This window comes from Acinetobacter junii CIP 64.5 (assembly GCF_000368765.1).
Taxonomy (GTDB): domain Bacteria; phylum Pseudomonadota; class Gammaproteobacteria; order Pseudomonadales; family Moraxellaceae; genus Acinetobacter; species Acinetobacter junii.
In genome coordinates this window covers 136,743-150,340 of the sequence record NZ_KB849655.1, presented here as the reverse complement: position 1 = coordinate 150,340, position 13,598 = coordinate 136,743, and the positions used below count along the sequence as shown (strand labels likewise).

General features: G+C 37.5%; 13 protein-coding genes. 1 reads left to right on the top strand and 12 read right to left on the bottom strand.

Going from position 1 to position 13,598, the window contains the following annotated elements; genetic code table 11:
* Positions 1-23 precede the first annotated feature (23 nt).
* Positions 24-950, top strand: coding sequence for an AraC family transcriptional regulator (locus F948_RS06450; RefSeq protein ID WP_004961708.1), 927 nt, complete (start codon positions 24-26; stop codon positions 948-950).
* A 57-nt stretch (positions 951-1,007) separates the two neighbouring features.
* On the opposite strand, the gene lpxA is transcribed toward F948_RS06450, so the two are convergent.
* The 12 genes from lpxA to rimO form a co-directional block, all read right to left on the bottom strand.
* Positions 1,008-1,796, bottom strand: coding sequence for an acyl-ACP--UDP-N-acetylglucosamine O-acyltransferase (gene lpxA / locus F948_RS06445; protein ID WP_004954536.1), 789 nt, complete (start codon positions 1,794-1,796; stop codon positions 1,008-1,010).
* Positions 1,793-2,278 carry a 3-hydroxyacyl-ACP dehydratase FabZ gene (gene fabZ / locus F948_RS06440; RefSeq protein WP_004915652.1) on the bottom strand — a complete coding sequence of 162 codons (486 nt, stop codon included), beginning with the start codon at positions 2,276-2,278 and terminating at the stop codon, positions 1,793-1,795. The genes lpxA and fabZ overlap by 4 nt, the downstream gene beginning before the upstream one ends.
* Before the next feature lie 6 nt (positions 2,279-2,284).
* Positions 2,285-3,355 carry a UDP-3-O-(3-hydroxymyristoyl)glucosamine N-acyltransferase gene (lpxD, locus tag F948_RS06435; RefSeq protein ID WP_004961703.1) on the bottom strand — a complete coding sequence of 357 codons (1,071 nt, stop codon included), beginning with the start codon at positions 3,353-3,355 and terminating at the stop codon, positions 2,285-2,287.
* 3 nt (positions 3,356-3,358) lie between these two features.
* A complete protein-coding gene (locus tag F948_RS06430; protein WP_004961701.1) occupies positions 3,359-3,841 on the bottom strand; it encodes an OmpH/Skp family outer membrane protein in 483 nt (160 codons plus the stop codon).
* Between the two features lie 43 nt (positions 3,842-3,884).
* Positions 3,885-6,416, bottom strand: coding sequence for an outer membrane protein assembly factor BamA (gene bamA / locus F948_RS06425; RefSeq protein ID WP_004961698.1), 2,532 nt, complete (start codon positions 6,414-6,416; stop codon positions 3,885-3,887).
* A 32-nt stretch (positions 6,417-6,448) separates the two neighbouring features.
* Positions 6,449-7,804, bottom strand: coding sequence for an RIP metalloprotease RseP (gene rseP, locus F948_RS06420; protein WP_004961696.1), 1,356 nt, complete (start codon positions 7,802-7,804; stop codon positions 6,449-6,451).
* A 5-nt stretch (positions 7,805-7,809) separates the two neighbouring features.
* Positions 7,810-9,006, bottom strand: coding sequence for a 1-deoxy-D-xylulose-5-phosphate reductoisomerase (gene ispC, locus F948_RS06415; RefSeq protein WP_004961694.1), 1,197 nt, complete (start codon positions 9,004-9,006; stop codon positions 7,810-7,812).
* On the bottom strand, positions 9,007-9,831 hold the full coding sequence (locus F948_RS06410) for a phosphatidate cytidylyltransferase (protein ID WP_004961691.1): 825 nt from the start codon (positions 9,829-9,831) through the stop codon (positions 9,007-9,009). It lies immediately after the preceding gene.
* Between the two features lie 2 nt (positions 9,832-9,833).
* Entirely contained in the window at positions 9,834-10,583 is a 750-nt protein-coding gene (gene uppS / locus F948_RS06405; RefSeq protein WP_004915632.1) for a polyprenyl diphosphate synthase, read from the bottom strand.
* A gap of 5 nt (positions 10,584-10,588) precedes the next feature.
* Positions 10,589-11,143: a ribosome recycling factor gene (frr, locus tag F948_RS06400; RefSeq protein WP_004915629.1), complete on the bottom strand. Its 555-nt coding sequence runs from the start codon at positions 11,141-11,143 to the stop codon at positions 10,589-10,591.
* A 77-nt stretch (positions 11,144-11,220) separates the two neighbouring features.
* A complete protein-coding gene (gene pyrH / locus F948_RS06395; RefSeq protein WP_004662027.1) occupies positions 11,221-11,949 on the bottom strand; it encodes a UMP kinase in 729 nt (242 codons plus the stop codon).
* Between the two features lie 51 nt (positions 11,950-12,000).
* Complete coding sequence (rimO, locus tag F948_RS06390; RefSeq protein WP_004915625.1) at positions 12,001-13,344, bottom strand: 30S ribosomal protein S12 methylthiotransferase RimO; 1,344 nt, start codon at positions 13,342-13,344, stop codon at positions 12,001-12,003.
* Between the last annotated feature and the right edge of the window lie 254 nt (positions 13,345-13,598).

Below are 13,598 nucleotides of genomic sequence, written 5' to 3'. Positions count from 1 at the left end.
TGAAATATAAAATTATTGTTCTTATGGATGCTTTAAGTAAAATTTTTGATGATATACATCTCAATCGTACCGAATATATCTACTTGAAAACACAAGGAGAATGGTCATTTTTATGTCATGAGCAACCTGCTCTTATCGTCCACATCGTTTTGGTTGGATCTGTTTATATTCAATTAAATTCACAAAATAGTTTAACTGCGAACGCAGGTGAAATTGTCATTATAACCTCTGGAAAGCAACATACTGGAGCTAATAATGCGGTCAGAAAGTTAGTTAATGCTTTAGATATTTCTAATTTGTTTGATGGACATAAAAATGAAGCTATCGAGTTTGGTACAGAATCAGTAGAAAAAAATCTGATTCTAACCGTCCGTTGTGAAATGGATACCATCATGGCTCGTCCGTTCATGCAAGCCTTGCCAGAAGTCATTCATGTACAACATGGCGAAACAACTGCGCCTGAATGGCTACAAATCGGTTTGCATTTTCTAGCCCTTGAAACACAAAATATTCAAGCAGGTCGAGATATCATTATCGATCATCTTGTAAGTATTTTACTGATCAAATGTATTAGAGACCATATTCAAAATATTTCAACTAAACATGGCTGGCTGAGTGCGCTTAATCATCCAGAACTGAGCTATGCTTTAGCATCAATTCACAATCAACCTGAGTTAGCATGGACTGTTGAGAGCCTTGCAGAACAATGCTGTATGTCTCGCTCAAAGTTTGCAAGCCTGTTTCATGAGGTGATTGGAGAATCACCCCTTGCTTATCTACAGCAACACCGTATGAGACTCGCAAGCAAGTATTTACGTAAAAGTAACTACTCTATTCAACAAATTGCCAATATGGTGGGATACACGTCTGAAACAGCATTTAGCCAAGCTTTTAAACGTACATATGAATTATCACCCAAACCATATCGCCAAAAATTTTTAGAAAGTTAAGATATAAAAAACAAAAAAGACACCTAAGTGTCTTTTTCGAATTCAATCAGATATAAATCAACGAACAATGCCGCGAGTTGATTTTTCTAATGAATCAATAAAGAGTTGTGCTTCAGGCGTATTTTCAAGAATTTCATCTCGAATTTGCGCAATCGCTTGTTCAGTCGTCAAACCTGATTTATAGATCAACTTATACGCTTCTCTTAAACCTTGTATCGTATTTCTTGACCATCCTTTACGACGCATACCTTCAATATTCATTCCGTATGCATGTGCAGGATTACCTGAAGCCATCACATAAGCAGGCACATCTTTAAGAATAAGCGCCGCACCACCAATCATGCTATAGGAATCGATTCGGCAGAACTGATGAATACCAGCATTTCCACCTACGATCACATGATCACCTACATGTACGTGACCCGCTACGCCAACATTATTAGCAAAAATATTATGATTACCAATAACACAATCGTGGGCAATATGGGTATTTACCATTAATAAATTGTGGCTACCAATTTTGGTAATACTTTGATCCTGAACAGTACCTCTGTGTAAGGTACAATGTTCACGAATAGCGTTGTGATCGCCTATCTCTAACCATGTCTCTTCGCCTTGATATTTCAAATCTTGGCAAATTTCCCCGATACTCGAAAATTGGAAAATATCGTTATTTTTTCCAATCTTAGTAAATCCCCCGACCACAACATGCGAACGTAATTTTGTGCCTGCATCAATAGTTACATTTGGACCAATAATACAATACGGTCCAATTTGTACATCAGATGCAATTTCTGCAGATGCGTCAATAATTGCGGTTGGATGAATTAAATTTTGACTACTCATGTCTGCTCAATTTTCTGATGGGAAATAATAATCTCAGCCGTCGCGGCAATCTTACCGTCAACACTGGCACTACAATTGTACTTGTAAATGCCACGTTTTTGCATAACTAGCTCAGATTTTAAGATAAGCTGATCACCCGCGACAACTTGTTTCTTAAATCTTATTTTCTCCGCACCTGCAAAAAGGAACAATGAACCTGCTTTTGGCTTCTGATTGGTTAAGACAAAACCTAAAATTCCAGACACTTGAGCAAGAGCCTCAATGATCAAAACACCAGGCATAATTGGGTATGTCGGGAAATGCCCTTGGAGAAACTCTTCATTAATAGATACGTTCTTATAGCCAACGATACTATTCTCAGTAACTTCCGTAACTCGATCAACTAATAAAAATGGGTAACGATGAGGTAAATATTCACGAATTGTAAGAATATCCATCGGTAATTCAGGCATAGTAAATGCTGGAGATGTTGACTCAGTCATAATAAATTATTTACGTAACTTAAGGGTTGATTCAAGGGACTCTAATTGAGCTTGCATATGATCAAGCCTTTTAGTGATTTGGGTCAATGGCACATCTGCTAATTGTCTTAGGCGTACAACCGTCCTTTTCCAATGGTTATTTTCAAAAAGACCAATTCCAGAAGAAAACGTTCCAGCTTCAGAAATATTTTTTGTGACCATTGACATTCCAGTCAACGTCACATTATCCGCAATATTTAAATGTCCCGCAACCGCACTTCCACCACCTATGATACAGTTTTTGCCAACTCGCACACTTCCTGCAATCGCACAATTCGCAGCTATCGCTGTGTTTTGACCAATTTGTACGTTATGGGCGATTTGCACAAGATTATCAATAATGACACCATCATCAAGAATAGTATTATCTAATGCACCACGATCAATACAACAATTTGAACCGATTCGAACATCATTACCGATTAATACCGAACCTAATTGAGCGATACGATGCCATTTACCTTGATATGGTGCAAAACCGAATCCCTCTGAACCAATCGTCGTATTAGCATGAATGCGTACACGATCTTTGAGTTTAGCTTCACCAGTGATGGTCACATGAGAGTCAATGAAGCAATCCTTTCCTATTTCCACATCATCATCTAGATGGACTTGGGATTGAATAACGGTATTACTTCCGACAACACAATTTTCTCCAATCACAACATAATGACCAATATAGGCATCATCAGCAATGATCGCAGAAGGATGAATTTGAGCAGTACTTTCGATTCCTCTTTGCACATTTTTTTTATCAAATACATGTGTGAGCATAGCGAAAGCTAAATAAGGATTTGAAACAATGATAAAGTTGTGTTTTGAGCTTAATTGTTCTTTTAATGCTTCAGTGACAATGTATGCACCCGCCTGACTAGCCTGAGCTTGTGCTAAGTATTTTTCACCATTTACAAAGCAAATGTGATAATTCTGTGCGTGTTCTAAACTTGCTAAATTATGAATCTGAAAATCTTTTTGACCGATATACTCACCTTGTACAAGGTGAGCAATCTCTTCTAAACGATAACTACGTCTATTCATTGATTATTTCATTGCATTGACCTTTTGGATCATTTTATCAGTTAAATCATACTGAGCGTCAGAGGCAATCGTAGAATTTTTATTTAAAATAAAGTCTAAGTTATTCTCTTTTCTCAATTGTTCAGCAGCTTGCTTTACACGATTTTCAAAAGTTGTATTCATCGTTTGTAGAGATGACTGTACTTTAGTTTGTAAACTTTGTTGAGTTGTATTGAACTCATTAACTTTGGCTTGGTATTGAGCAGAAAGTTTTTGTAAATCAGCTTGATTCGCTGATTGAGCTTTCTGTTGAAGACCTTCAATTTCCTTACCTAACTGCTCTAGTTTAGTCGAAGTAGGTTTTACCGATTGACCTAAACTAGCATTTTGCTGCTTTAGATATGTACTACTTTCAACAACTTTAGCTAAGTCTACAACCGCAATACCACCGGCATTTGCTGTAACCGTTAAACCTAAAGCAACCATCAATATTGATAATTTTTTCATTATTTCTTACTTCCTTTTCTATATTTTTAGGGAAAAGTCGTACTTAGAAAGTACGACCGATTTCAAATTGAATAGATTTTGTATCATCGCCTTTCTTATCATTAAGCGGATATGCATAGCTTAGAGATAAAGGACCGATCATCGTAATCCAAGTAAAACCAACACCAACACTGTAACGCATGTTGCCAAAATCAAACTTATAGTTATCTTTACAATATTGTTTGATATCAACACTATTACCATCAACTAAAAGATCGCCTTTAGGCACATCACATTGTGTATCGAAGACTTGTGCACCTTCAGCAAACACTACAGGTCTTACTTGACGAGTCCAATCACCTTTGAATGGCAAAGGTATCGCAAGCTCAGTACCAAATTGTACTAAGGCGTTACCACCAACTTCTTCTGGATTCGGGTCATTTTTTCCTGTTTCTTGGAAAATGACACTCGGATATTTTGGACCTAAAGTACTGTTTTCATAACCACGTACAGAGCCATAACCACCTGCATAGAAGTTTTTGTAGAACGGCAAGTCATTACCATAGCCCAACTTACCATAGCCACGTAGTACAAAATTATTACCTAATGGCATAAATGCTTGCGCATCATAAGTCACTTTTTGGTATTCAACATCACTGCCTGGTAAACCAACTTCTAAACCAACTCGATGTGACATACCCGAAGTAGGGAAAATTGGACGGTTTAATGTATTATAAGACCAACCCAAATTAAGCATATAGGTTAAGAATTCGCCTTCAAATGCACTTTCGTAGTCTTCATAACCACCCTTACATTTTGGTAAGCCAGTTATAGGATCAATTTCAACATTACCATCTGCATCTTCTTCAAACTCGCCACTAGGACACCAAGTAGACTTGCCCGTAGCTTTACCACCATTCGCTAATAAATAGTCACGAATATAAGTTGAAACACTTGGACCCGTTCTCACTTTGGTCTTATCAATACCCAAAGAAGCACTTAGACTTTGATTTTCATCGATAGGATAACCAAAGCTTAAACTACCGCCATAACTATCAGTTACATAGTTATTAACGTTATAGTCTTTATTTAATTTGGTTTTACGATAGTAAACGTTGTAACCACGGCTTACACCATCAATTGTAAAGTATGGGTCAGTTACGCTGAGGTTGTAGTAATCTTGAGTTTCAGAACGAGATAAATCAACAGATACACGATTTCCTGTACCCATAAAGTTAGTTTGGCTCAGACCCGCTTGGAATGTAATACCACCATTCTGAGAATAACCCACAGCAAGAGTTGTTGTACCTGAATGTTGTTCTTCAACATTCACATTTAAATCAACTTGGTCAGGAGAATTTGGAACACGAACTGGTTTGACATCTACAGTTTTGAAGAAACCTGTACGTTCTAAACGAACTTTAGAGAGATCAATTTTCTCGTTACTTGCCAATGCACCTTCCATTTGGCGCATTTCACGACGTAAAACTTCATCAGCTGTTTTACTATTACCAGTAAAATTGATACGACGAACTGTAACTTGCTGACCTGGATTGATATAGTAATTTAAATTAACGATACCAGTCTGATTATTAATCTCAGGAACTACGTTTACTTCAGCATAGTAATAACCAGCATTACCATACTTGCGAAGCAATAACTGTTTTACAGCATTCACTTTTTCTTGTGAATAAGTTTCACCATCTTTATAAAGTTTTAGAGCTTGTAATTCTTCTGGCTTATATAGAGCATCACCTAAGAATTTTGTTTCACCAAATTTAAACTGGCTACCCTCATCAACTGATACTTCAATAAAGATATTCTTTTTATCTTCACTAATATTCAATTGAGAGTTAATAATATTAAAGTTGATATAACCTTTATTTAAATATAAAGCACGTAAAGCCTCTAAGCTCGCAGCCATTTTCTCACGTGCATAACGGTCATTACGTGTAACGACAGATGCCCAACCACTTTCTTTAACAGCGAAAGCCTGTTTAATATCACTGTCACTAAATACCGTATTACCAATAATATTGATATCAAAAACTTTTGCTGGAGTACCTTCGTTGAAATTCAATTTTAATTCAACGCGGTTATTCGGTCGAGCAACAGTTTCTACCGTTACATCAGCATCATAACGACCTTGTTGTGTGTATTGCTGCTCAAGTTCTGTTTCAATAATTTGCAAAGCAGATTTTTTGAAAACTTCGCCCTCAGCAATTCCCATCTTTTTTAAACCTTGTTCCAAGGCTTCTTTCGGAATAAGTTTATTGCCTTTAAATTCCAATTTTGAAATTACAGGGCGTTCAATCACTTTGAAAACAAGGACATTATTTTCTTTAAATGCCTTAATATCATCAAAAAGACCCGAAGCATAAAGAGTACGAATCGATTCGGCAATCATTGGATCGCTGACTCTGTCGCCACTATTTACTGGTAACATCGAATAGATACTCGCAGGTGTTAAACGCACAAGGCCATCAATTCGTATATCTTGTGCAATAAACTCATCTGCTGCGTATACTTGTTGTACCGCTGCCATCGCACTAACCAGTGCCAAAGGCATTAATAAATGTGTGTGACGCATGCCCATATATTTTCCAGTAAGTTAAATTCCATTTGCGCTTATAAGCGCATGAAGTCGTTAAATAAAGCCAAAAGCATCATGCTACCGAGCAGTACCATACCAACTTTTAGACCAAATATCTGTATTTGTTCAGAAACAGGTTTACCACGAATTGCTTCGATAAAGTAATAAACTAAATGACCACCATCGAGCATAGGAATAGGCAATAAATTTAAAATACCCAAACTTACACTCATCAATGCCATAAAGGATATGAATGTTTGCCATCCCATTTCAGCACTTTGACCCGCAACTTTTGCAATCGTAATTGGACCAGATAAATTATCCAAACCAATTAAACCACGCACCATTTTAACAATTGAGTTAAAAATCATGTTAGAGAGCTGAACAGTTTTATCAACTGCAACACCTAAAGCTTCTAGTGGTGAATATTGGATTGTCTGCTTGTATTCATTCGGGATAGTGATCTTTCCTACATCACTTTTCACACCAAGCACGCCCGATACATTACCCATATTATCTCGCTGACCTTGAGGCATAACCTGTAAGTTAACAATTTGACCTTTACGATCAACAGCAATATTGAGTAATTTTTCAGGAGATTTTTGCACTACATCAACGACATCGAACCAATCTTTCATGGCGACACCATTGATCGAAACTATACGATCACCAACTTTCATGCCTTGACGAATCGCTGCACCATCTTCACTTAGCTCTTTAACAGTTGCAGGAATCACTGGACGGTATGGAAGAAAGCCTAAAACATCCAATGGTGATTGGCTCTGATCCTTTAAAAAATCTTTAATCGGTAAACTAAATTGCTTCTCAGTACCATTCCGATCAACAACAACTGAAACTTGTCCAGTTTCGCCAACTCTATCAACAAGCGTATAGTTTAATTTTTCCCATGTCGGCGTTGTTTGCCCATCCACCTCTATGATTTTATCACCAACTTTTAAATCAACTTGAGCAGCTGGTGTGTTTGGCATAATTTTCCCAATACGCGTGTTAAGCTGTTCTTGAGCAGGTAAAAATAGAATCCAAAATAGGAAAATAGCAAAGATCAAATTGATTAAAGGACCTGCTGCAACAATGGCTATACGCTTCCAAGGAGACTGATGATTAAAAGCATACGGCAAATCTTCAGCAGCAACATTTCCCTCTCGTTCATCTAGCATTTTTACGTAGCCACCAAGTGGTAATGCTGACAATTGATATTGAATACCTGATTTTTTAGACTGCCATTTTAATAAAGTAGGACCAAAACCAATTGAATATACTAGAACTTTTACGCCGAGTTTACGTGCCACCCAATAATGACCAAATTCATGAATCGCAATTAATGGACCAAGCAACAAAATCGCTGCAACAATCATAAACAGTGCATTCATACGATTTAGCCTCCTATATCCACAATGTGTTTTTCAGCAATTTGTCTTGCGATCATATCAGTATGCAAAATGATGTCTATATTTTCTGCTTTAGCATTTTGTACATTTTGCAAAGCATAATCGACAACTTGTGGTATTTGTGTGAAACCTATCTGCTGTTTTAAAAATGCTGCAACTGCAACTTCATTTGCAGCATTGAGCACAGTTGGTGCCAACCCACCAGCACGCATTGCTTGACGAGCAAGATCTAATGCTGGAAAACGAATAGTGTCAGGAGATTGGAAATTTAAGTGAGCTACATCAAATAGGTTTAATGCAGGAACATCTGTTTTTAAACGTTTTGGCCAAGCCAACGCATGTGCAATTGGAGTACACATGTCAGGATTTCCCATTTGTGCCAAAGTTGAACCATCCACATATTGCACCATTGAATGAATGATACTTTGTGGATGAACTACGACTGTAACAAAATGTTCTGAAATTGAAAACAAATGACAAGCCTCGATAAGCTCAAGACCTTTATTCATTAAAGTGGCAGAATCGACTGAGATTTTTTGTCCCATTGACCAATTCGGATGTTTACAAGCTTGTTGAGGTGTCACATCTTTTAATTGATCAAGGGTATGATTTAAAAAAGGTCCACCTGAAGCCGTTAATAAGATTTGAGAAACACCTAACTGAGGCTGTCCTGTTCTTTCTGCATCCAGATAATCATGCGGTAAAGACTGGAAAATCGCATTATGCTCAGAATCAACAGGTAATAATAATGCACCATGCTGACGTGCAGCCTGCATCATAATATCACCTGACATCACTAATGCTTCTTTGTTTGCTAGGAGTACTCTTTTGCCAGCTTTTACAGCCGCCAAAGTAGGAAGTAATCCTGCAGCACCCACAATTGCTGCCATGACAATATCAACATCGTTATGTTCAGCGATTGCAATCAAGCCAGATTGATCAGTGAGTATCTCTATATTTATTAAATTTTCTTGATTAAAAAGTTGTTTTAACTCAAGTGCTTTTTCATTAGGCACAACAACAACTTTTGGACGATGTTGCTTACATATTTTTAAAAGTTCATCTAAACGACTATATGCAGAGACTGCAAACACATTGTATTGGTCTGGATGCTGCTCCAATACTTTTAATGTACTTTGACCAATTGAACCAGTGACACCCAATATACAAACAGCTTGCGTCATTTAAAGATCTACACCAATGAGTTTCAAAATATACATACCTGCAGCAAAAATTGGTGCTGCCGCAAGCAAAGAATCAATTCGGTCAAGTACACCACCATGTCCAGGCAAAACGCGACCAGAATCTTTGATTCCAGCACGGCGTTTAATCATTGACTCAAACAAGTCACCTAGAACAGATGCAAAGACTGTGATGATTGATAGAACTAGAAATAAGATAAGTTGAATAGCAGTTAAATTTAAATATGAATATTGTACAACCAACATAATAATTACTGTCGTCGCAATACCACCATATAATCCTTCAACTGATTTATTCGGGCTAACTGTTGGAGCAAGTTTTTTCTTACCAAACTTACGACCGACAAAATATGCACCACTATCCGCCCCCCAAACAAGGAGGAACAAATACATTAACCACCATGGTGAACTATGCCAAACTGAATATAATGCAGTGACCGCAGCAGAAATTAGGATAAAACCTATGGCATACAAAGATACGTTATACCAGTTATCTGATTCTGGGAAGTTTTTGACCCAGTAAATACTACCTAGCCAAGATAAAATAGACGCAGCCCACAGCAATAAAGCAACATCATCAAAAAACAACGCAAGAGTTGAAACTGCTGCTACGCATCCACCATAAATCCAAGCTTTAGGCTTTGAAACCAGTGCTTCGCCATGAGGCATAAGTTTAAACCACTCATATCCAGCCACCCCCGCAGCTAATATCATAAGAATAAACATTGGATAATGTGATTGCGTTGCAAACATGCAACTTAAAACAACAGCAACTAATACCAATGCGGTTATAATCCGCTCTAACATTATTAATTCTCTATTTTCGCTTGTTGAATCTGTTCAGATGTTTTACCAAAACGTCTTTCTCGCCCTGAAAATACATCAAAAGCGTGGTCTAATTCTTTTACTGTAAACTCAGGCCATAATGTATCTGTAAAATACAATTCTGCATATGCCGCTTGCCAAAGTAAGAAGTTAGATAAACGATAATCTCCACCTGTACGTATTAATAAATCTACGGCAGGTAAGTCATTTAGACTGACATATTTATCGAATAAATCAACATTTATCTGATCTACTTGAACTTTTCCATCTACAACATCTTGAGCGATACACTTGGCTGCATGCGCCATATCCCACATTCCGCCATAACTAATTGCAATCGTTAAAGTCATAGAATTGAAAGATGCCGTTTTTTGTTCTGCATATAACATTAAATCTTTTAATTCATTTGATAATTTAGAACGATCACCAATGAAACGTAATGCTATATTGAATTTTTCCATTCGAGGTAGTTGTTCATGAATTGTGTCTTCTAACAATTTCATTAACAAATCAACTTCGAACTGAGGTCTATTCCAATTTTCACTTGAAAATGCAAAAACAGTTAAAGCTTGAACACCAACTCTTTTACAATGTTCAACGATCGGATCAAGGACATTCTTACCTTCACGATGCCCATCACCTTTTTGCAATTTATTTTTTTTTGCAAAACGATTGTTGCCATCCATAATGATGGCAACATGTTTTGGAAGAAGCGGTTCTTCTTGTAAGGTCATAAAAATTAGACCTTCATTAATTCTGCTTCTTTTGCAGCTAGACGTTTATCTACTTCTGCAACATATTTATCTGTGATCTTTTGAATATCCTCACCAGCACGGCGTTCATCATCTTCAGAAATTTCTTTTTCTTTCAATAATGCTTTGATATCACCTAAAACATCACGACGAATGTTTCGAATAGCAACTTTTGCATTTTCAGCTTCATTACGAGCAACTTTTTGCATGTCACGACGAGTTTCTTCAGTCAACGCAGGTAAAGGCACACGAATTGAATCAGCTGTAATTGGGTTTAAACCCAAATCACTTTCACGAATTGCTTTATCAATTGCAGAAACCATTGTACGTTCAAATGGCTGAACAATAAGCGTACGAGAATCTTCAACACCTACGTTAGCAACTTGATTCAAAGGAACGTCAGAACCATAGTAAGGAACCATCACACCATTTAAAATTGATGGGTGAGCACGTCCAGTACGAACTTTAGCAAAACCTTGTTCTAAAGAATCAAGTGTTTTCTGCATGCGCTGTTCGCTATCTTTTTTGAGATCGTTAATCATATGATCTTCCTTACTTATTCATTAGGTATTACAAAATATTTAAACATTAGTATAAAGAGCTTTCGGTCTCACGTACATTAATTCGTAACGTGAGTACCCTCTTTTTCACCCATAACAACAGAAAGTAAAGCACCCGATTTATTCATATCGAATACTTGTAATGGGACGTTATGATCACGGCATAAGCAAATTGCGGTTAAATCCATCACGCCAAGCTTTTCATCAAGCACTTGATCGAAAGTTAAATTATCATACTTAACCGCATCATCATATTTACTTGGATCTTTATTATAAACACCATCAACTTTAGTTGCTTTCAAAATAAGGTTTGCTTCAATCTCGATACCACGCAAACAAGCTGCTGTATCAGTTGTAAAGAACGGATTTCCCGTTCCTGCTACAAACACACAAACTTCACCTTGGCTTAAATGACGAATCGCATCACGACTTGAATAAGATTCAACAACTGTTCCGATCGGAAGAGCAGACATTAAACGTGTTTTAATGTTGCGACGCACTAATGCATCACGCATTGCTAAACCATTCATAACTGTAGCCAGCATCCCCATTTGGTCACCAGTTACACGCCCAACCAAACCGTCTTTTTGTAACTGACTTCCACGATATAAGTTACCGCCACCAACTACAATTCCGACTTGTACTCCTAAACCAACCAAGTGAGCAATCGAAAGCGACATTTGATCAAGGACTTGGGCATCAATACCCATATCTTTATTACCCGCTAAAGCTTCACCAGAAAGCTTTAACAAAATACGTGCATAACGTGGATTTTTAGAAGCTGACATACTTTTACTCCAAATCGACCAATCTCATAAATTCTTTTTTCGCATTTAATATTAAGCAGACTTAATCTGAATTAACTTTGCAAATAAATCATATTCATCCGCATCAGTAATTTCGACTTCAAGCAGATCACCTGCTTTGATCACACTTTTATCAATATCTTCTACAAAAACATTACCGTCAATTTCAGGTGCATCCGCGTAAGAACGCGCTACCGCTACTGGAAATTCATCTTCCAAGCTATCTACAAGCACAGTCATCTTTTGACCGATACGCTTTTGTAATTTTGCAGCAGAAATTTCCTGTTGGACTTCCATAAAACGTTCATAACGTTCTTGCTTAATTTCTTCAGGTACGTGATCAGGAAGATCATTTGCCGTTGCACCCTCTACAGGTGAATAAGTAAAGCAACCTACGCGATCCAACTGAGCTTCTTTTAACCAATCAAGTAATATTTGGAAGTCTTCTTCTGTTTCGCCAGGGAAACCAACCACGAAGGTAGAACGAATCACCAATTCAGGGCATTTTTCACGCCACAACTTCAAACGCTCTAACGTATTTTCACTATGAGCTGGTCGCTTCATCAATTTTAAGATGCGCGGACTGGCATGCTGAAAAGGAATATCTAAATATGGCAGGATTTTCCCTTGAGCCATTAGATCGATTACTGCATCAACATGTGGATATGGGTAGACATAATGTAGGCGTACCCAAATACCAAGTTGCCCTAACGCTTCGCACATGTCGTAAAACTTAGTTTTAACAGGCTGACCATTCCAAAAATCTAATTTGTATTTTGTGTCCACGCCATAAGCTGAAGTGTCTTGAGAAATTACGAGAACTTCTTTGACGCCAGCGCGCTTTAATGCTGCTGCTTCGTCTAATACACTGCCTACTGGACGTGATACTAGATCACCTCGCATACTTGGAATAATGCAGAATGTACAACGGTGATTACACCCTTCTGATATTTTCAAATAAGCGTAGTGTTTAGGTGTCAACCGCACACCTTGTTCAGGGACTAAATCAATAAAAGGATTGTGTTTTGGCGGTGCAGGTACATACTCATGTACAGCTTCCATTACATCCTGATATGCTGCCGCACCTGTTACTTTAAGTACATTTGGGTGCATTTGGCGAATTTTGTCTTCGTCTTTACCTAAACAACCTGTTACGATAACTCGACCGTTTTCGCTCATGGCTTCGCCAATCGCGTCTAAAGACTCTTGTACTGCAGATTCAATAAAACCACAGGTGTTAACAACAACCAAATCTGCACCGTCATAATCTGATGCAACTTGATAACCTTCAGTCTTTAACTGAGTTAAAATTCGTTCAGAATCTACCAATGCCTTAGGACAACCTAAAGATACAAAACCGACTTTGGGGGTCTTCATGAATCTGCGCTCCACTTGAATCGGCGTATTGTATGTCTTTTCTCGCCTTCCGCATAGCCGCAAAGCCATCTCTTTGTGTAATGCACCAAAATACAACCAGTATTTTTAACAAAAACCAACATTGCACCAATTTAGAACACTATAAAATTTCAAAATAACTTAATGTATGTGAAAAATAACGTATAAATAGAACATTAACGAAATAAGTTATTGAAATTCCGCTAATACAAAGTTGGCTTGTATTTTGCATTATT